Source organism: Arthrobacter cavernae (assembly GCF_017368795.1).
In the GTDB taxonomy this organism is placed as follows: domain Bacteria; phylum Actinomycetota; class Actinomycetes; order Actinomycetales; family Micrococcaceae; genus Arthrobacter; species Arthrobacter cavernae.
Map to the genome: position 1 here is coordinate 1 of NZ_JAFNLL010000040.1, position 17,882 is coordinate 17,882.

Annotated in this window: 20 protein-coding genes; 5 read left to right on the forward strand and 15 right to left on the reverse strand. The window is 66.0% G+C overall.

Annotated features, from left to right (window positions below; all coding sequences use genetic code 11):
- Positions 1-109 precede the first annotated feature (109 nt).
- On the reverse strand, positions 110-973 hold the full coding sequence (locus tag J1902_RS14965; protein ID WP_207617109.1) for an SDR family oxidoreductase: 864 nt from the start codon (positions 971-973) through the stop codon (positions 110-112).
- Between the two features lie 123 nt (positions 974-1,096).
- Here J1902_RS14965 and J1902_RS14970 point away from each other — a divergent pair, with 123 nt between their 5' ends.
- Positions 1,097-1,486 (forward strand): winged helix-turn-helix transcriptional regulator, encoded by a 390-nt coding sequence (locus J1902_RS14970; RefSeq protein WP_207617110.1) that lies wholly within the window; start codon positions 1,097-1,099, stop codon positions 1,484-1,486.
- Between the two features lie 119 nt (positions 1,487-1,605).
- Here the strand turns inward: J1902_RS14970 and J1902_RS14975 are convergent, their stop codons facing one another.
- The 3 genes from J1902_RS14975 to J1902_RS14985 are packed head-to-tail and all read right to left on the reverse strand — an operon-like array spanning position 1,606 to position 4,510.
- A complete protein-coding gene (locus J1902_RS14975) occupies positions 1,606-2,172 on the reverse strand; it encodes an SDR family NAD(P)-dependent oxidoreductase (protein WP_307794469.1) in 567 nt (188 codons plus the stop codon).
- Positions 2,085-3,296, reverse strand: coding sequence for an MFS transporter (locus J1902_RS14980; RefSeq protein WP_207617111.1), 1,212 nt, complete (start codon positions 3,294-3,296; stop codon positions 2,085-2,087). Before J1902_RS14980 ends, J1902_RS14975 begins: the two co-directional genes overlap by 88 nt.
- Positions 3,293-4,510 (reverse strand): MFS transporter, encoded by a 1,218-nt coding sequence (locus J1902_RS14985; protein ID WP_207617112.1) that lies wholly within the window; start codon positions 4,508-4,510, stop codon positions 3,293-3,295. Before J1902_RS14985 ends, J1902_RS14980 begins: the two co-directional genes overlap by 4 nt.
- Positions 4,511-4,678: 168 nt before the next feature.
- On the opposite strand from J1902_RS14985, the gene J1902_RS14990 reads away from it, so the two are divergent.
- Entirely contained in the window at positions 4,679-5,572 is an 894-nt protein-coding gene (locus tag J1902_RS14990; protein WP_207617113.1) for a helix-turn-helix transcriptional regulator, read from the forward strand.
- A gap of 1,218 nt (positions 5,573-6,790) precedes the next feature.
- On the opposite strand, the gene J1902_RS14995 is transcribed toward J1902_RS14990, so the two are convergent.
- Both J1902_RS14995 and J1902_RS15000 read right to left on the reverse strand, forming a co-directional pair.
- Positions 6,791-7,540 carry a 3-hydroxybutyrate dehydrogenase gene (locus J1902_RS14995; RefSeq protein ID WP_207617114.1) on the reverse strand — a complete coding sequence of 250 codons (750 nt, stop codon included), beginning with the start codon at positions 7,538-7,540 and terminating at the stop codon, positions 6,791-6,793.
- Positions 7,540-8,922: an MFS transporter gene (locus tag J1902_RS15000; RefSeq protein WP_207617115.1), complete on the reverse strand. Its 1,383-nt coding sequence runs from the start codon at positions 8,920-8,922 to the stop codon at positions 7,540-7,542. Before J1902_RS15000 ends, J1902_RS14995 begins: the two co-directional genes overlap by 1 nt.
- Before the next feature lie 129 nt (positions 8,923-9,051).
- On the opposite strand from J1902_RS15000, the gene J1902_RS15005 reads away from it, so the two are divergent.
- On the forward strand, positions 9,052-9,954 hold the full coding sequence (locus J1902_RS15005) for a LysR family transcriptional regulator (RefSeq protein WP_207617116.1): 903 nt from the start codon (positions 9,052-9,054) through the stop codon (positions 9,952-9,954).
- A gap of 86 nt (positions 9,955-10,040) precedes the next feature.
- Here the strand turns inward: J1902_RS15005 and J1902_RS19715 are convergent, their stop codons facing one another.
- The 5 genes from J1902_RS19715 to J1902_RS15025 form a co-directional block, all read right to left on the reverse strand.
- Entirely contained in the window at positions 10,041-10,175 is a 135-nt protein-coding gene (locus J1902_RS19715) for a hypothetical protein (protein ID WP_278253656.1), read from the reverse strand.
- 118 nt (positions 10,176-10,293) lie between these two features.
- A complete protein-coding gene (locus J1902_RS15010) occupies positions 10,294-11,223 on the reverse strand; it encodes a spermidine synthase (RefSeq protein WP_207617117.1) in 930 nt (309 codons plus the stop codon).
- 32 nt (positions 11,224-11,255) lie between these two features.
- Entirely contained in the window at positions 11,256-11,750 is a 495-nt protein-coding gene (locus J1902_RS15015) for a hypothetical protein (RefSeq protein WP_207617118.1), read from the reverse strand.
- A gap of 41 nt (positions 11,751-11,791) precedes the next feature.
- On the reverse strand, positions 11,792-12,475 hold the full coding sequence (locus J1902_RS15020) for an O-methyltransferase (protein WP_207617119.1): 684 nt from the start codon (positions 12,473-12,475) through the stop codon (positions 11,792-11,794).
- Between the two features lie 475 nt (positions 12,476-12,950).
- On the reverse strand, positions 12,951-13,277 hold the full coding sequence (locus tag J1902_RS15025) for a thiamine-binding protein (protein ID WP_207617120.1): 327 nt from the start codon (positions 13,275-13,277) through the stop codon (positions 12,951-12,953).
- A gap of 91 nt (positions 13,278-13,368) precedes the next feature.
- On the opposite strand from J1902_RS15025, the gene J1902_RS15030 reads away from it, so the two are divergent.
- Positions 13,369-14,001: a TetR/AcrR family transcriptional regulator gene (locus J1902_RS15030; protein ID WP_207617121.1), complete on the forward strand. Its 633-nt coding sequence runs from the start codon at positions 13,369-13,371 to the stop codon at positions 13,999-14,001.
- A gap of 5 nt (positions 14,002-14,006) precedes the next feature.
- On the opposite strand, the gene J1902_RS15035 is transcribed toward J1902_RS15030, so the two are convergent.
- Genes J1902_RS15035 through J1902_RS15050 form a run of 4 tightly spaced genes read right to left on the reverse strand, consistent with a single transcriptional unit; the run spans position 14,007 to position 16,455 of the window.
- A complete protein-coding gene (locus J1902_RS15035) occupies positions 14,007-14,318 on the reverse strand; it encodes an AzlD domain-containing protein (protein ID WP_207617122.1) in 312 nt (103 codons plus the stop codon).
- On the reverse strand, positions 14,315-15,073 hold the full coding sequence (locus J1902_RS15040; protein ID WP_207617123.1) for an AzlC family ABC transporter permease: 759 nt from the start codon (positions 15,071-15,073) through the stop codon (positions 14,315-14,317). Before J1902_RS15040 ends, J1902_RS15035 begins: the two co-directional genes overlap by 4 nt.
- On the reverse strand, positions 15,070-15,510 hold the full coding sequence (locus J1902_RS15045; protein WP_207617124.1) for a DoxX-related protein: 441 nt from the start codon (positions 15,508-15,510) through the stop codon (positions 15,070-15,072). Before J1902_RS15045 ends, J1902_RS15040 begins: the two co-directional genes overlap by 4 nt.
- Before the next feature lie 57 nt (positions 15,511-15,567).
- Positions 15,568-16,455 (reverse strand): glycerophosphodiester phosphodiesterase, encoded by an 888-nt coding sequence (locus tag J1902_RS15050; RefSeq protein WP_207617125.1) that lies wholly within the window; start codon positions 16,453-16,455, stop codon positions 15,568-15,570.
- 49 nt (positions 16,456-16,504) lie between these two features.
- Here J1902_RS15050 and J1902_RS15055 point away from each other — a divergent pair, with 49 nt between their 5' ends.
- The gene (locus tag J1902_RS15055) at positions 16,505-17,872 is read left to right on the forward strand and encodes a DUF445 domain-containing protein (protein WP_207617126.1); all 1,368 of its coding nucleotides are present in this window, start codon (positions 16,505-16,507) and stop codon (positions 17,870-17,872) included.
- Positions 17,873-17,882: the final 10 nt, after the last annotated feature.

A 17,882-nucleotide genomic window follows, 5' to 3' on the forward strand; every position in this document is an offset into this window, starting at 1 on the left:
GAATGACTCACAACCAGCTTGACGATGAGGGGCTCTCTCACTTTTCTCGGGCAAGTGAGAGAGCGTCAGGGGAAATGCCCCCAAAAGTGAGAGAGCGTCGGGACGTCCGTCAGACGGCGGCGACGGCCGAACGGACGGCCACCGGCATCGGCGTGGTGGGCCGGCCGATCAGTTCGCGGAGATCGGAGCCGCTGACCAGGAGGTCGCCGCGGGCAATGCCCAGGTCCGAGTCCGCCAGGATGTCGGCGAAGGGCTGCGGCACGCCGAAGCCGGCCAGAAGTCCGGCGTAGTCGCTGGCCGGAAGATCCTGGTAGGCCACCGGCTTGTTGGCTGCTGCGCTGATTTCCTGGGCCAGTTCGGTGAGGGTAAAAGCGTGGTCCCCGCCGAGCTCGTAGACCTTGCCGGCCTGGTTGTCGGCAACGAGTACAGCGGCGGCGGCTTCGGCATAGTCCGAGCGGGACGCAGCACTGATTTTGCCTTCGCCGGCACTCCCGGCCAGGGCGCCCTGGGCCAGCGTGCCCTGCAGCTGCTCGGTGTAGTTTTCGAGGTACCAGCCGTTGCGGAGGATGGCGATCGGGACACCGGAATCCTTCAGGATAGCTTCCGTTGCCTGGTGCTCGGCGGCGAGCTTCATACCGGTGGTGTCAGCGTTGGCGATGCTGGTGTAGGCGATCAGCTCCACACCGGCAGCCGCGGCCGCCGCAATGACAGTGCGGTGCTGGTCCACGCGCTGGCCAACCTCGCTGCCGGAAATAAGGAGGACTTTGCTGGCGCCTTCCAGCGCCTGCGCCACGGAGGCGGCGTCCGAGTAATCCATTGTCCTGACCTGCACGCCGCGTGCGGCGAAGTCGGCCAGCTTCTCGATGGAACGGCCGGCGGCCACAATTTCGGCAGGCGGTACATTGCGCTGCAGCAGGGCCTCGACGACGTGGCGGCCAAGCTGTCCGGTTGCTCCAGTGATGACAATGCTCATGGTTGGGTTCCTTTCACCATTTGTTAGGGGGTCACCCTCCACAACCAGCCATCCCGCCGAATACTTCCTGAAAGTCTGTACGCACTTTGAAGTAAGGTACTCACCTTTTGGTAAGTTATGGGTATGGAAAGAAGCACTCTGGACACTCGCTTGCACGCTCACTTGCCGGATGGACTGGCCGACGGCGTGTTCCCGGCAGGGTGCCCCAGCCGCACCGTCCTGGACCACATCACCAGCAAATGGGGAGTGCTGATCCTGCTCTCACTCTCGGAAGGTGAACAGCGCTGGAGCGAACTCCGGCGCCGCGCGGAGGGCATCAGCGAGAAGATGCTGGCCCAGACACTTAAGACCCTGGAGCGCGACGGGCTGGTGCTGCGCAAGGCCCAGCCGGTCATTCCGCCCCGTGTGGACTACAGCCTCACCGAGCGCGGCCATGAACTGTCCGACCTGTTGGTTCCACTGGTCACCTGGGCCTATAACAACGCCGACGACATTATTAACGGCCAGCGCTGACAAGACACGCCGGAGTTGAGATCAGTCGTCAGGGCGGTCTCACGAACGGCCGTTCGTGGACACCATCTGGACGATGCGATTGAACGCCGATCCGACCGCGAACCGCGCCGCTGCGGCCGTCACATGACGCCGCCGCCGGCGCCGATGTTCTGAGCGGTGACCCAGGACGCGGCGGTGGTGCCGGTCAGGAGCAGGCGGGTGCCGCCGGAGGAGATCGCGATGATCCGTCCGTTCTCGCGCACTCGGGCGGCAGCTTGCTGCAGGACCAGGAACGCTCCACGGGTGTTGGTGTCGAAGGTGTCCTGGTAGTCCTCGAGCGTGTAGTCAGCGAAGGGCTTGTTGATCACGATCGCCGCGTTGGACACGACGATGTCGAGCGGACCGAGTTCCGCTTCGGCTTGGTCAAACATGCGGGGAACGGCAGCCAGGTCGGACACGTCGCCGGGAACGGCGACGGCACGGCCGCCTGCTGCGGTGATGGTGTTCACGACGTCTTCGGCGGCAGCCTTGTTGCCGCGGTAGTTGATCGCGACGGCGGCGCCGCGGGCGGCCAGTCCCTCGGCGATCGCGCGGCCGATGCCGCGGGACGCTCCTGTGATCAGGATGTGGTCGGGCGTTCGGCGGGGTCTGGGTGATACGACGATCGGTCGGGAATGTGCAGTGCGTGGCGTCGGCCGTTGGCCCAGATGGCGAGGCCGAGCAGGGAGAGGAGGGTCCCGGTGAGAGTAACGGCGCTCCAGCCGCCGACGCTCCAGAGGAGTCCGGCGAGAGTCGAACCGATGGCCCCGCCGAGGAAGTTGGTACAGACGAAGGCGGTGTTGAGACGGCTTCGCGCGGTCGGGTCGACGGAAAAGAGTCGGGTCTGGTTCAGCAAGTTCAGTCCCTGGATGGCGATGTCGATGACGACGACGACGGCGATGACGCCGATGAGCCACTGTCCGGTGAGGGCGGCCGTAATCCACGAAGCAAGCGCGAGAGCCCACGCGATGCCCGTCGTGGGCAGGGACCAGCCTCGGTCGTGGAGGCGTCCGGCGCGTTGTGCGGCGACCACTCCGGCGAGCCCTGCCAGGCCAAACAGGCCGATGATGCTGGCTGGGTAGGAGTACGGGGGTGTGCTGAGTAGGAAGGTCAGCGACGTCCAGAACATGGTGAAGGTCGCGAAGCCGGTCGCCGCGAGGGCGAGGGTCCAGCGGACGGTGCGTTCGCGGCGGATGGCCAGGAAGACGGATGCAATCAATGCAGGGTACGGGATGCTCGCCTTGGCCGGCAGGGCCGGGATGCGTCGTCGGAGGATGATCGCGAAGACGGCGGCGGCAATCGCCGCGATTGCGAAGATCGCACGCCAGCCCGCGATGTCGGCGACGAGTCCGCTGATGGTGCGGGAGAGCAGGATGGCGGTGAGCATCCCGGACGCGACGGTTCCGACGATGCGGCCGCGCGTGGCGTCGTCGGCGAGGTCTCCGGCGAGGGGTGTGAGCAGCTGGCCGGACACGGTCGTCAATCCGATCAGGGCGTTCGCGGCCAGCAGGACGCCGAAGTTCGGTGCCACGGCGCTGGCCGTCAGGGCGATCACTGCTGTGCCGAGGACGGCGGGGACGAGCTTGCGGCGGTCGAGGACGTCGCCGAGAGGGACCACGAGGAGGATGCCGAGGGCGTAGCCGAGTTGGGTGACGGTCACCAGCCAGCCGGTGGCCGCGGTGCTCACGCCGAGGTCCTCACTGATGAAACCGAGCAGGGGCTGGGTCCAGTAGAGGTTGCCGACCGCGGCACCTCCGGCGATGGCGAACAGAAGAGTCAATCCGGGTGTCATGATGCTGTGTCCAGCGTCGGACGGTCCCGGCGGGCCTGTTTCGCGGCGAGAACAACCAGCGGGATCAGGCCGAGGACGACCATGACGACGCTGACCACGGCCGGACCGATGGCACCGAGATCGGATTTGAGAGCCTCACCGGCGGTGACGGATCCGACCGCGGTTCCGGCGTTGAACGCGGACACCGCCAGGGCGGCTGCGAGGGTCGGCGCGTTCCGGGCGAAGGCTACGGCCATCCCGGTCGCGACCGGCGGGATCGCCATTCCGGAGATCCCGAGCAGAAACACGAGCACGACGGTGACCGCCGCTAACGCCGACAAGGGGATCAGTAGGAGCAGCACCACACCGGCAATGAGCGCGGCAACTACGAACGTCCTAACCGGGCGCCGGTCGCCGAAGCGGCCGCCGGCGTTCGTGCCGATCAGCGCCCCGACGCCGAAGCCGGCGAGCACCAGCGGCACCGCCCAGCCCGGAAGCCCGGTCCGGTCCGTGAGCAGGGGCGAGATGAAGCTGAACGTCGCCATCACCGCTCCGCTGATCAGCGCCGTGGCCCCGAACAGCAGCCACGTCCGGCCGTCACGCAGCGCATTCAGCTCCGAAAGTACCGACGCCGTCTCGCCCTTCTCATCCGCGGGAGCAAACCGGCCGATGACGATGGCCGCTACAGTGGCCAGCACCGCGATCGCCCAAAATGCTCCCCGCCAGCCGATCGATTGCCCCAGCCACGACCCCAATGGCACACCGGCGACGGTCGCCAAGCCTACGCCGCTCATCATCACGCCCAGAGCGCGCGAGCTCGCCGCCGGACCCGCAGCCTTCGTCGCGACAACGGATGCGACCGCCCAGAACGCGCCGGTGACCAGCGCCGTCAGCACCCGCGCCGCCAGCACGACTGCGAACGAGGTGCTCAACGCAGCGACCACGTGCCCCAGCGCGAACACGGCCAGTGCAGCGACGAGGGTCGCTCGTCGCGGCAACCGCAACGTCACGACCGCCATCCCGGGCGCCCCCACGATCATCCCAACCGCGAACGCCGTGATCAGCAGGCCGATCTGCGCCACACCCACTCCGAGATCGGAGGCCATCTCCTGGATCAGACCCGCGACGATGAACTCCGTCGTGATCATCAGGAACGTCCCGACCGCGAGCAGCGGCACCACCAGGGGCAGCCGCGGGCTTCCAGTACGAGTCGTCAGGGAATCGGTCAGGGTCACGGCACGGCGCCTTTCGGGGAGATTCGTTCGGAGGAACCCGAACGTTGCATGCTGACCATGCAACCATTCGGCGGCCGCGCGCGGCAGACCCGCAGCGACCCCGGTTCCGACGGAACCAGGGTCCGGCAGAACACCCCTAATGCGCGGCCAACGCCGTACCGTAGGTGCATGGACAACAAGGCAGAGATCCGCGACTTCCTCGCCAGCCGGCGCGCCCGCGTCACCCCGGAACAGGCCGGTGTCCCGACCTTCGGCGGCATCCGGCGCGTCCCCGGACTGCGCCGCGAAGAAGTCGCGCACCTCGCCGGCGTCAGCGTCGACTACTACAACCGACTCGAACGCGGCAAAGCCACCGGCATCTCCCCGGAAGTACTCGACGCCGTCTCCCGGGCACTGCAGCTCGACGACGTCGAACGCGAGCACCTGCGCAACCTCTTCGAAGCCGTCCGCCCCGCACCGATACGTGCGCCGAGATCACGCACACGTCAGGTAATCCGACCCACCATTCAGATGGTCGTCGACGCGATCACGATCCCCGCGTTCGTCCAAAACAGCAGACTCGAGATCCTCGCCGCGAACACCCTCGGACACGCCCTCTACGCCGACGGCACCCAGAAACTGACGCTGCCGTTCAGCATGCCGCGATTCCTCTTCCTCGACCCGCGCACGCCCGAATTCTTCGGCGACTGGGCCCGCGCCGCCCGCAACCAAGTCGCACTCCTCCGCGCCGCGGCCGGGCGGGCGCCCGACGACACCGAACTCATGGCCCTCATCGGAGAGCTGTCGACCCGATCCGCGCAGTTCCGCGAACTCTGGGCCTCCCACGACGTCCTCAAATACCGGGAAGGGCTCAAGCAGTACCACCACCCCGCCGTCGGCGACGTCCAGTTCATCGGCGAATCCTTTGACCTCTCCAAGGACGAGGACCTCGCCCTCCTGATCTACACCTACGAACCCAACACCCCTACCGAGCAGGCGATGACCCTCCTGGCAAGCTGGTTCACCCCGAGCGCAGAAGCCACCGCTCTGCACGCCGACCGCGAGATCGACCGAGCCGAGTGAACCCGGCCGAGCGATCCGCATGAACAGAGCCATGTCGGCCGTCAGGATCGCAACGGACGGCACCCGATCCGCCACCGACCGCTGGCATAGAACTGCCAAATAGCAACGACTCACAGGCTACGGCTGCCTACCCTCATTTCAATGGAGGTGTCGGCCTGCGGCGACGACCACTCGGGTACGCTCACGGTCCCTCGCCGGCCAAATAGCGCTGCGATAAATGAACCAGATAACTCTGCGATTCACATCTTTTGAATGAGCCGGCTGGTTTGTAACGAATACGTTTTTGAATCGCGGCTCCGAGCGTTCAGCACCCGTTCGTTGGGCATGCTCAAGGGTGAACTTGCTCCAGTTCGTGAACTTCGTGGGTGTGGATGGACGGGTACTGAACGAAACTTCGACTCGATCCATTAGCCTTCCTCCGCTCATGGCTAGCAACGTTCGACGCGGTCGGCAGTGATGAGAATTCATCCTGCTGGTCGCCGTGCATGGGACCATGCAGATATGACCCGACCACGAGCGCCGCTTCCCCCACGGAGCTACAGCCCAACAGTTCAAGGGCTTGGCGGGGACCCAGCCATCCTTATTGAGTCCTTGGAGATCCGCCCGGGCCAAAAGATCTGCCTGACATTCGAGAGGGCCGATCCTTCATGGCGCCAAGGTCTGTTCCTGGGAACTGCTGGCTTGTTGTCCGCTGCCGGCGCCACCTCGCCTCAATTGAACCTTTGGACGGATTCGGCTCCGGCTACAGTCCTTATCGATGTTCTTGAGACGGACGGTTCGCTGGTTTTCTACAACATCTGGGATTCAGGCCGTGGACGGCGATCGCAGAGCCACACCTCGGGAATGATCCTCGAGCAGCTGGCCGACGACGAGCGCCGGTATAGGTGCACGGACTTTGGCCTAACTCCAGACTTCGGAAAACTCGTGTTCCGAATATCCTTCCCCACGGGAACCCGCCATCCACGGCTGTGAATTAACCGCCATTCTCAACCAACAGTCACACGCTGACCAGCACCAAAAGTCAACGGGTTTCGAAAAGCTCAACCACTGGACGGGCGCCGGGGGGTCAAGCACCGGGCGGCGATAGTGATGCGGAAGCATGCGTCAAAAGCGACGAAGGAGCTAGCATGCGTGGGCCCACGCCGTCAGGGTTCCTAACCGAGCTTGCGAGGTTAGGGAGACGGCGGGGAGGATTGCTGTCGCCGCCCGGACCCAGGACTACCTGGCGGACCAGCCGCCGTCCATGGTGTAGCTCGCGCCGGTGACCATCCCGGCGTCGTCGGAGGCCAGCCAGGCTGCCAGCGACGCAACCTCAGCCGGCTCCACAAGACGCTTCACCGCCGACTCCGTCAGCATCACCCTGGCCAGGACCTCGGATTCGGGAATGCCGTGCAGCAGGGCCTGGTCCGCGATCTGTTTCTCCACCAGCGGCGTGCGCACGTACCCGGGGTTGATGCAGTTAGAAGTCACCCCTTGCGGCCCGCCCTCGAGCGCCGTCACCTTGCTGAGCCCCTCCAGCCCGTGCTTGGCCGAGACATATGCGCTCTTGTACGCGGAGGCCCGGAGCCCATGCACGGAGGAAATGTTGATGATGCGGCCGAAGCCGTTGGCGTACATGTGCGGCAGCGCGGCCCGGATGAGCAGGAACGGAGCCTCCAGCATCAAGGCCAGGATGCGCCGGAATTCCGCTGGCTCGAACTCCTCGATGGGCGCCACTTTCTGGATACCGGCGTTGTTGATGAGGATGTCGCAGTCCAACTGGAGGGACGCCAGGGCGTCCACGTCCAGCAGGTCCACGGACCAGGCGGTGCCGCCCAGCTCGTCGGCGAGCGCCGCGGCTCCGGGGGCGTCGACGTCGGCCACCACCACCTTCGCGCCCCGGGCAGCGAGCGCCCGGGCACAGGCTGCCCCGATCCCGCTCGCCCCGCCGGTCACCAAGGCCTTGCGTCCGTTCAAACTGTTTTCCATCAGCGTGAGCCGGCCGGCGCGAGGCCATGCCGCACGGCGTCGGCCTTATCAAGGTCCTCGAGCGCCACGCCGCGGGTTTCCTTCAGGCTCAGCACCGCAACCGTGGTGATGGCGCAGGCGACCACCAGGTAGATCGCGGTGGGAACCCAGGAGCCGGTGTCCTTGAGCCATTGCGTGGCCAGCAGCGGCGCCAGCGAGCCGGCGAAGATCGAGGTGACCTGGGAGCCGAGCGAAACACCGGAGTAGCGCATGCGCGTGGGGAAGAGCTCGGCCATGATGGCCGGCTGGCCGGCGTACATGAACGCGTGCAGGCACAGGCCGATGGTCACGGCCAGCACGATCACCACGGCGTTGCGGGTATCGAACATCGGGAAGGCGAAGAACGGCCAGGTGGCACCGGCCACCGCACCCACCAGGTACACGGGCTTGCGTCCCCAGGTGTCCACGAGCCGTCCCACCTGCGGGATGACCAGGAAGTGGATGACGTGGGCGATCAGGAGGGCCAGCAGCAGGGAAGAGGTGTCGTACTTGTGGACGCTCTTGAGGTAGACGATCGCGAAGCTCACCACCAGGTAGTACATGATGTTTTCGGCGAAGCGCAGGCCCATTGCCTGCAGGATGCCCTTGGGGTACTTGCGGATGACCTCGCCGACGCCGTAGCTGACGGCCTGCTCCTTCTCCAGCTGGGCTTTCGCTTCCAGGAAGATGGGCGCCTCGGTGACGTGCGTGCGGATGTAGTAGCCGACGAACACGATCACGGCGGAGAGCCAGAACGCCACGCGCCAGCCCCAGCCGAGGAACGCCTCGCTGCTCAGGACGCTGGACATGGTGAACAGGACCGCAGTTGCCAGCAGGTTGCCCACCGGCACGGCGGCCTGCGGCCAGCTGGACCAGAAGCCGCGGGACGTGTTGGGGCTGTGTTCTGCCACCAGCAGCACCGCGCCGCCCCACTCACCGCCGAGCGCGAAGCCCTGGATGAAGCGCAGCGCCACCAGCAGGGACGGTGCCAGGTAGCCGATGTCAGCGAAGCCCGGGAGGCAGCCCATCAGGAACGTGGCCACGCCCACGATCACGATGGTCAGCTGCAGCGTGGGCTTGCGGCCCAGCTTGTCGCCGATCTGGCCGAACACGATGCCGCCCAGCGGCCTGGCCACGAAGCCCACCGCGTAGGTCACGAATGCCTGGATGATGCCGTCCAGTTCGTTGCCGGTGCTGGGGAAGAAGTACTTGCCGAACACCAGGGTGGCGGCGGTGGCGTAGAGGAAGAACTCATACCACTCCACCACTGTGCCCACCATCGAGGCCGCCACGATCTTCTTCAGGCCCGAGCCCTTGCCGGCGCCCTGCCCGGCTGCTGTCCCGGAGCGTTGCTCTACGCTCATGTCCATCTCCTTGGTGTCCTCGTTGACACGTGCTGTGGTCCACAGCACGGAATGCTCCACTGAGTATTGCCGCAGATTCCAGGCCTCTCAATGACCAAAAGGGCACCAAGTGTGTGCAGAATTGCAGATATGAATCCGAATCCGGACGATCTGCTCGTCCTCCTCGCAGTGTCCCGCTCAGGAAAATTCACGACGGCGGCCCAGGAGCTGGGCCTGAACCACACTACGGTTTCGCGCAGGATCGCCGCGCTGGAGAAGTCGCTCGGCGGCCGCGTGCTGGCCCGCGCCGCGGGCGGCTGGGAGGTCACCGAGCTCGGCGCCGGCGCGGTGACGGTGGCGGAACGGATCGAGGCGGCCGTGGGTTCGCTGGGAGAGGGCGGGCAGGAACCAGACCCCATTGCCGGCGTCGTGCGGATGACCGCAACAGACGGCTTCAGCGCGTACATCGCGGCACCTGCCGTGGCGCGGCTGCGGCGACTGCATCCGGGGCTCAGTGTGGAGATCATCACGGTGACCCGGCGGGCGCTGCAGCAGCGGTCGGGCCTGGACATCGAGGTGGTGGTGGGCGAGCCGCAGGTGCACCGGGCCGAGGCGCACCGGCTGGGCGAGTACCGGCTGGGGATGTATGCCTCGCGCGAGTACCTGGCCGTCCACGGCATCCCGGGGACTCCGGAGGAACTGACCCGGCACCAGCTGGTCTACTTCGTGGATTCAATGCTGCAGGTGGACGATCTGGACGCCCCGCGCCGGCTGGTCCCGTCCATGCGCGACGGCCTGAGCTCCACCAATGTGTTCGTGCATGTGGAGGCGACACGGGCCGGGGCCGGCATAGGTTTCCTGCCCTGCTACATGGCCGACCAGCACAGCGATCTGGTGCGGCTGCTGCCCGCCGAATTCGCGGAACTCCTGCCCTACTGGATGGTCCTGCGGCCCGATTCCCTGCGCCGCCCGGCTGTGGCCGCCTTCGCGCAGGCCCTCCGCGAGCAGACGGCCGCGCACCGGGAAGCGCTGCTGGGGCGCTTAAACCTTTGAGTGCTGCGTGAATTGATGGCTGAATTGCGGATGCCTGGGGCCCGGCGGCGCTGGCGGACCCAGGGCTTTCCGGCGGCGGGCGTGGCCTACCGCTGGTTCTTGCGCGGCTTTATGAACTGCAGCTCACTTGAGGCGGCCTTTGCCTTCTTCTCAGCCCGCTTTTCCAAAACGGTTTTTCCGGCTTTTTTGGCATTTGCGCCGCGAGGAGAATTGTTGGACATTCCGATCACTGCCTTTCTGCAACGAAGATACCAATACCATACCGACTTATATTTAAATAGCCAGTCGGGGTATTTCCTGGGAAAAACACGGAAATTCGGGGAGATCCTCCGGCCCGGGTCAGCCCGCCGGGGCCGGTTCTGCCGGCGGCGCTGCCGGCGCAGCTTCGGCCGGGTCCCGCCGGATCTTGGCGCCGGCCGCGAAGGCCCGCACCTGCGCGTCATCCCAGATGTGGGCGGGTACGGCGCCGCCCAGGAGTGTGCGCGCCAGTCCGGGGTCGTCACCGAAGGGTTCGTGGCTGCCGGCCATGACCATGTTGCCGTAGCGGCGGCCCTTCAGCATGGCGGGGTCGGCGATGATCATGGTGTGCTCGAAGGTATCGGCGATGGTGGCGGCGTCCTCGCGGGCGTTCTTGAGGTCCGGGGCATCGCCGGAGTTCACCACATAGAGACCGCCCGGCGCCAGCACCTTGTCCGCATGGTCGTTGAATTCGCGCGTGGTGAGCGCCCGCGGCGTGAAAGCCCCGGCGAAGACGTCGCGGATGATGAGGTCCCGGGTCTGCGGAGTGAGCGACTCGGTGACCTGCCGGGCCTCGCCCACGCGGATCCGCAGCAGGGGCGCCCTGGGGAGGTCGAACCAGCCGCGGACGTACTCGGCGAGCTTGCCGTCCAGTTCCACCACCACCTGGCGGGCGTCCGGGTAGGCGGCATGGAAGCGCCTGGCCATGGAGCAGGCTCCCCCGCCGAGGTGGAGTGCGCGCAGCTTGGGCCGGGCTTCCGGCGGCCATTTGGATTCGACCAGCGCCGCGATCCAGCGCATGTACTCGAAGTCCAGGAACAGCGGATCGGCGAGGTCGATGTGGGAGCTCATCACGCCGTTGATCTTCAGGAGCCAGCCGTTGGAGTTGTCCGGGTCCGCCACGAGTTCGCAGTGGCCGGTGTCCACGGAGTAGACGCCCGCCACAGGGCCGTCCGGGCGGCTGCCTGCGGGCACCTCGACCACTCCCGCCGTCGACCTGTCTGATTTGCCGGCTTTGCCGCGTTTCGCCACTAGTTGCGCCGTGCTTCAGTCATGCTTCAACCCTAATTGACCGGCGGCGCTCCCGAGCCGGGGTCTTTGTTCCCGTGCAGGATGAAACGCCGGTAGCCGAGGAACATGACCAGCACAAGGGCGATGCTCACGCTGATGAAGGTCGTCTGGGTGTCCCGGGAAGCCAGCCCCCTGGTCACGCTGTACAGCAACGTGAAAAGTCCGCCCAGCATGATCCCGTTGGCGAGCACCGGACCTTTTTTCTCCAGTAGCAGGCTCAGCCCGAGCAAGAGGGCCGCGGCAGACGTCGCCACGATGGCGACGGTTCGGTTGTAGGAGTCGTTCTCGTCCTGGTAGTCCCGCACCTGCTTCTCGAAGTCCGCCTGCGCCTGCCTTGCCTCGTCGCCGGGCTCCTTGACGTTAAGCTCGATCGGATACTCGGGCTGCTTCGGCGGCGGATAGAACGTCTGGATCCCCAGGCCGACAAACAGCGCCAGAAGCACACCGACAAAAATCGTGTAGACAATCTTGAGAACGCTGTTGTCCATAGCGCCCATGATGCCCTGATTGTCAGGCCGTGGACAAGGGCCTAGAGGACACGTGCGAGAGCGAAACCGTCCCAGCCTTTGGCGCCCACGGTCTGGATGGCCGTGGCGTCCAGCCGGGGATCCTTGCCCATCATTTCGAGGGCGCTGACGATTCCCGGGGCATTGATCATGTCCCGTTCCGGTTCCAGGATGGCGCCGTCCCAGATGACGTTGTCCATGACGATGACCGTTCCGGGCCTGCCGAGCCGGATGGCCCAGTCCAGGTAGTTGGAATCGTTCTCCTTGTCCGCGTCGATGAACACGAAGTCGAAGGCGCCGTGCCGCGCCACGTAGTCCACGAGCGTCGGGAGCGAATCCAGGGCCGCGCCAAGCCGGATCTCCACTTTGTGCCCTATTCCGGCGGCGTCCACATTGGCACGCGCCACGTGCGCATGCATTGGCAGGTATTCGCAGGTGACCAGCCGGCCGTCCTCCGGGAGCCCCTGCGCCATCCAGATGGTGCTGAACCCGGCAAGCGTCCCGATCTCCAGGATCCGCCGCGCTCCGGAGAGCTGCACCAGCATCCTGAGCAGCTTGCCCGCGTTCGGCGCCACTTCGATGGGCGGCATGCCGGCCTCGACGGCGGAGCGCAGCGCCCGCTGGTGGGCCGGATCGGGATGCACGACGACGGCGGACAGGAACTCTTCGACGGCCACCCAGCCGGGCTCGGCCACGTGTTCAATCATGGCCCCAAGTCTTGCACCGGACAGGCTGCGGGGGAAGAAGGCGCGGCAGTGACCCCGGCGCCCGAACATTAATGGAACTTGACATGAAAGTCATGTCAAGTGATTCGGTCAGTAAATATTCTGAATTTTTGGAGAAGCGCTTTCAATTTGCCGGCAGGGCCATTTATTGTCTTCTTGTCAGTAATAAATGTCTAGATGGGAGACACAAACAATGGACGCAATCCTCGGTCTTGTCACTTCGCTTCTTTCCACCGCACTGGGCCTTCTGGGTAGCTTCCCGCTTCCCACCATCCCGGGCCTCTAAGCCAAAAACGCCGGCGGCGGGCCACCCCACAAGGGTGGTCCGCCGCTTTTTTACTGCGTAAATGAGGTTAACTAAATGCAATTAGCCGGATGCAATTACTTGCCTGGCGAATGCCAGTAAATTGACTGAATGTAACAAACCGCCAGATGGCTTCGCGGGTTCCGGTACGCCCTAGCCGAGCTTCTGGGAAATCGCCGTCTCCAGGCGCTCCACCTTGCCGGTGAGCTCGCCCGAGTAACCGGGGCGGATGTCGGCCTTGATCACCAGGGAGACACGGTTGCCGTATTTACCCACGGCCTCGGTGGCGCGCTTGACGACGTCGAACACTTCATCCCACTCCCCCTCGATGGTGGTGAACATCGAATCCGTCTGGTTCGGCAGACCCGATTCGCGGACGATTTTGACGGCTTCGGCCACGGCGTCGTGCACCGATCCGTCGGTGGATGCGGCGCCAGCTGCGGGCTGGCCGGACGGGGCAACAGAGAATGCAAGCAACATGAATCCAGTGTTTCACGCGCAAGAATGTCACAAAACTGTCAGGTGCCGCGTGGCAATCGGACGCGGCCCCCTGCGTTGCTACTCTGACAGCATGGACCAGCCCTCCGAACGCAAGCCCCTGAGGGCTGACGCTGCGCGCAATGTAGACAAGATCATCACCGCTGCCCGGCAGTGCTTCCGGGAGCAGGGTCCTGAGGTTCCCCTCCAGGCCATCGCCGCGACGGCCGGCGTCGGGCCTGCCACGCTTTTCCGGAACTTTTCCGACAAGGAACAGCTGGTTCTGGCCGCACTGTCGCGGCAGCTCCGCCTCCATGTCGATCCGGTGGCCGAGGACGCCCTGGCCGGAATGGACGCCGCCGTCGGGCTCATCCACATCATCGACGCCGTCATGCAGGTGGCCAGCGAAGACGCCAACCTGCTGGGCGCCGTTGCGGGCCGCCGCGGCCTCCTCATCGGCATCACCGGAGGGCTCATCGACTCCATCGAGACCCTGCTGGAACGCGGCCAGGGCCAGGGCTCACTGCGCCGCGACATCACCATCGAGGACATGATCCGCCTGGTCGCCATGCTCATTGGCGCGGTGGACACCATGGAGCCCGGCTCGCGCGCCTGGGAGCGGCCGGTGGCCCTGATCGAGGACGCCATCCGCACCGAACGCTCCGGCCGTCCGCTGCCCGCCCAGTCCGACATCCCCGGCCTGACCTTCGGCCAGGCGGTTTCCTAGCGCGCTCAGCCCCAGCCGAGCAGGCGCAGCAGTGCCGCGGCGGCCGCACCCACGATCACCACCACCAGGAAGGGTGCGCGCAGCCAGAGCGCGACGGCGGCGGCAGCCAGCGCGCCGATCCTGGCGTCCAGCACCAGCCCCTGCCCTGAGGCGACGGCATTGACAATGGTCAGGGAGGCGAGGAGGCCGATGGTCATGGTGCCGGCAATATGCATGATGCGCGGGCTTTCCAGCAGCTTGGCCGGCACGAAGTAGCCCACAAGTTTGGTGAGGTACGCCAGGGCGCAGGCGACCAGGATCCAGAACCAGAGGTTCATTCGGCGCTCCGATGGTCAGTGCCTGCGTCCTTGTGCTTGCCGCGGTGGGGGTGGGCGTAGGGGTCGATATCCGGTTCCAGGCCCTCGTCCTTGCGGGCGTGGCTGAACCAGCCGATCACGCCGGCCACCAGGGCCGCCACCAGGATGGGCACGCCCGAGGGCACAAAGGGCACGGCCAGTACAGTGGCCAGGGCGCAGGCGGCGGCGATGGCCCAGGGTTCGCGGCCCTTGAGCCGCGGCCACAGCAGGCCCAGGAAGGCAGCCACGGCGGCGCCGTCGAGCCCCCACTGCTTGGGGTCGCCCATGGCGTCGCCCGCCAGCGCACCGACTGCCGTGAATAGATTCCACAACAGGAATATGCCGATGCCAGCGGTCCAGAAACCGCGCCGTTGTTCATCCGGATCACTCTGGCCCGAGGCCGTGGCGGTCGATTCATCGATGGTCAGCTGGGCGGCAGCATACCTGCGCCAGCCGCGGGGCTGCAGCAACGCGTTGATCTGCATCCCGTAGATGCCGTTGCGCAGGCCGAGCAGGGCGCTGGCGGTCATGGCCGCCACGCCGGATCCGCCGCCGGCCACCACGCCGATGAAGGCGAACTGCGAGCCGCCGCTGAACAGCAGCAGGCTCAGTGCCATGGTCTGCCAGAAATCGAAGCCCGAGGCCACGGACAGGGCACCAAAGGATATCCCGTAGAAACCCGTGGCGATGCTGATGGACAGGCCGACCTTGACGGCCGGGGAGTCGGGCAACTTCATTTCCGCAGGCTCCAGGCCCACAGCACCAACGGGAGCTGCAGGGGCAACCGGAGCGTGTGGATTCGACGCTCAACCGGAGTGCCGTCGGGACCGTAGGCCCGGCGGAGTGCATCAATATGCCCGGCAAGGAATGTTGCGAACATGGCAGCAGTGCCGGCGGCCGCGGCCTTGCGGGTTGCGGGGATCAGGAGCCCGACGGCGGCAGCCGCCTCGAGCAGGCCGCTGGCGGCGATCCATTCCTCACGGGACATGATCGCCAAGGGGCGGTTGTGCAGGGCCGCCGCACCGGCGTCGTCATTGCGGCACAAGTAGTCCGGCACTACGGGGAAGAAAAAGGACGGTGCACGGAAGTGCTTCATGGCACTGGCCAGCAGGAGCGCACTCAGGGCCGTTGCGGACGCGGCCTGGGTGGCTCGGGCGGACCAGGTAAATGACATGGGACCACTCAATCACATCCACACCGGGGCGCCACAAAAAACCGGCCGCCGGGACGCCTACAGCTGCGCGAGGACCTGCGCAGGCCTGTTGGTGGTGATTTCGTGGATGCCCAGGTCCTGGCAGAGTGCCACGTCCTTCTCCGCATCCACGGTCCACACCCGGAAACGGCGGCCCGATTCAAGCCAGCGCTGCACGGTGCTGGCATGCTGGCGCACATAATCGATTCCGGGGCCGGCGATCCCCACCTCGCAGTCATCCAGGATTCGTTCGCCCTCCAGCTGCGCGGCCTTCATGACGTTGGCCACGGCCCCGCCGGTCAGGAGCCCCAGGCCAAGTTCCTGGCGCACCTCCTCAACGGTGACGTTATCCACCAGTTGGCAGATGTGCTCGGCGGGAACCGTCTGGAGCAAATGCTTTACGGAGTCAGGGTTGAAGCTCATGAAGGAGACCTGGATGTTCTCCAGCACGGAGTCATCCGGGGTCCAGCCTTCGGCAAGCAGGAGTTCAAGGACCCGGTCCTCGAGCTTGAGCTGGTATGGGCTGGGGTGCTTGAGTTCGATCGCCAGGCCGATGCTGCGGCCCGCACCGCGCAGGATGTCGAGGAGCTCATCGAGCGTGAGCAGCTGGTCCGCGATGCCGCCGTACTCATCCGGGATGCGGGCACCCTTCCAGGAGGAAAAGTCCAGGGCGCGCAATTCCTCAAGGGTCCGGTCAGCCACCGGACCCGTGCCGTCCGAGGTCCGGTCCAGGTTGGGGTCGTGGAGCAGGACAATGTGCTGGTCCTTGGTCAGGTGGACGTCGCATTCCACGCCGTCGGCGCCGTCGGCAAGTGCCTTCAGGTACGCGGCGCGGGTGTGCTCGGCAAAGGCGGAGCTGGCCCCGCGGTGGGCGTAGACCTTGGGCCGCGAGTTTTGACCCAGCGGATCGGAGTCGTCGATTGTCATGCTGACACGGTAGCCCAACACCCCGCGCACACGGGGCTACGCTGGGCACATGCAGGTGAACTCTGAACAAACCTCGGTTGCGGCCGATGCTCCCCCGGCAGGACCCGGCACGGCAGGACCACCCCCGGTAGGTCCCAGTACAGCGGCAGGTGCCGCCGTCGTCGTCGGGCTCTCTGCCGGCGACGCGGAAAAGGCCGCGGCGCTGCGCAAGATGAAAACCGTGGCGCTGGCGCTCCTGGTCGGAATGGCGGTGGTGTTCACCCTCGCGTACGCCTTCCAGAAGGAGTACCCGTGGCTCGAATACGTCCGGGCGGCGGCCGAGGGCGGCATGGTGGGTGCGCTGGCCGACTGGTTCGCCGTGACGGCGCTGTTCAAGTACCCCATGGGCCTGAAGATCCCGCACACCGCCATCATTCCGCGGCGCAAGGACCAGATCGGCGCCTCGCTCAGCGACTTCGTGGAGACCAACTTCCTGTCCGAGCAGGTGGTGCAGGAAAAGCTGGCCAGCATCGACATCGCCCGCAAGGCGGGGACGTGGCTGTCCGGACCGGGCGGCGCCGAGCGCGTGGCCAAGGAGGGGGCAGTGCTGATCCGCGGCGCGTTCACCGTGTTGAACGACGACGACGTCCAGGCCGTGATCGAGGGCATGGTCCGCAAGCACCTGCTGACCCCGCCGTGGGGGCCGCCCGTGGGCAGGATGGCGGAGCGGATCTTCGCCGATGGCCACCACCACAAGCTGGTGGACCTGCTGGTGGACCGCACCGCGGACTGGGTGGATGCGAACCACGCCGCCGTGAACCGGTTGGTGTCCGACCGTTCGCCGCTCTGGGTGCCGTCCTTCGTGGATGACCTGGTGGGCGACAAGGTCTACCTCGAGCTCGCCAAGTTCGTCCACGCGGTGCAGCAGGACCAGGACCACCAGGTCCGCCGCGCCATCGACACCTACCTCGCGGAACTGGCCAAGGACCTCCAGCACGATCCGGTGATGATCGAACGCGCCGAGGGCATCAAGGCCCAGATCCTGGGTGATCCGGAGGTCCGCGAACTGGCGTCCCGCACCTGGGGCACCATCAAGAACGCCCTGCTCGGCGCCGTGGAGGATCCTGACAGCGAGCTCACGCAGCGCTTCAAGAGCGCCGTGCGCGATTTCGGTTCCCGGCTGGTCAACGACGACGAACTCGCCGGAAAGGTCAACGCCTGGATCGGCGACGCCGCCGGGTACCTCGTGACCACCTACCGCTCGGACATCGCCGGCGTCATCTCGGACACCGTGGCCCGTTGGGATGCCGAGGAAACCTCGCAGAAGATCGAACTCCAGGTGGGCAAGGACCTGCAGTACATCCGCATCAACGGCACCGTGGTGGGTGCCCTGGCGGGGCTGGTGATCTTCACGGTGGCGCACCTGCTGTTCGGCTAGGAAGGCCAGC

What these genes read in the sequence shown, in the direction of transcription:
- J1902_RS15025 (WP_207617120.1), bottom strand. Translation starts at nt 13,277, where the DNA reads ATGTTGCTTGCATTCTCTGTTGCCCCGTCCGGCCAGCCCGCAGCTGGC.
- J1902_RS15045 (WP_207617124.1), bottom strand. Translation starts at nt 15,510, where the DNA reads ATGTCATTTACCTGGTCCGCCCGAGCCACCCAGGCCGCGTCCGCAACG.
- J1902_RS14995 (WP_207617114.1), bottom strand. Translation starts at nt 7,540, where the DNA reads ATGGAAAACAGTTTGAACGGACGCAAGGCCTTGGTGACCGGCGGGGCG.
- J1902_RS15050 (WP_207617125.1), bottom strand. Translation starts at nt 16,455, where the DNA reads ATGACAATCGACGACTCCGATCCGCTGGGTCAAAACTCGCGGCCCAAG.
- J1902_RS15030 (WP_207617121.1), top strand. Translation starts at nt 13,369, where the DNA reads ATGGACCAGCCCTCCGAACGCAAGCCCCTGAGGGCTGACGCTGCGCGC.
- J1902_RS14980 (WP_207617111.1), bottom strand. Translation starts at nt 3,296, where the DNA reads ATGACACCCGGATTGACTCTTCTGTTCGCCATCGCCGGAGGTGCCGCG.
- J1902_RS14965 (WP_207617109.1), bottom strand. Translation starts at nt 973, where the DNA reads ATGAGCATTGTCATCACTGGAGCAACCGGACAGCTTGGCCGCCACGTC.
- J1902_RS15035 (WP_207617122.1), bottom strand. Translation starts at nt 14,318, where the DNA reads ATGAACCTCTGGTTCTGGATCCTGGTCGCCTGCGCCCTGGCGTACCTC.
- J1902_RS19715 (WP_278253656.1), bottom strand. Translation starts at nt 10,175, where the DNA reads ATGTCCAACAATTCTCCTCGCGGCGCAAATGCCAAAAAAGCCGGAAAA.
- J1902_RS14990 (WP_207617113.1), top strand. Translation starts at nt 4,679, where the DNA reads ATGGACAACAAGGCAGAGATCCGCGACTTCCTCGCCAGCCGGCGCGCC.
- J1902_RS15015 (WP_207617118.1), bottom strand. Translation starts at nt 11,750, where the DNA reads ATGGACAACAGCGTTCTCAAGATTGTCTACACGATTTTTGTCGGTGTG.
- J1902_RS15005 (WP_207617116.1), top strand. Translation starts at nt 9,052, where the DNA reads ATGAATCCGAATCCGGACGATCTGCTCGTCCTCCTCGCAGTGTCCCGC.
- J1902_RS15055 (WP_207617126.1), top strand. Translation starts at nt 16,505, where the DNA reads ATGCAGGTGAACTCTGAACAAACCTCGGTTGCGGCCGATGCTCCCCCG.
- J1902_RS15040 (WP_207617123.1), bottom strand. Translation starts at nt 15,073, where the DNA reads ATGAAGTTGCCCGACTCCCCGGCCGTCAAGGTCGGCCTGTCCATCAGC.
- J1902_RS15000 (WP_207617115.1), bottom strand. Translation starts at nt 8,922, where the DNA reads ATGAGCGTAGAGCAACGCTCCGGGACAGCAGCCGGGCAGGGCGCCGGC.
- J1902_RS14970 (WP_207617110.1), top strand. Translation starts at nt 1,097, where the DNA reads ATGGAAAGAAGCACTCTGGACACTCGCTTGCACGCTCACTTGCCGGAT.
- J1902_RS15020 (WP_207617119.1), bottom strand. Translation starts at nt 12,475, where the DNA reads ATGATTGAACACGTGGCCGAGCCCGGCTGGGTGGCCGTCGAAGAGTTC.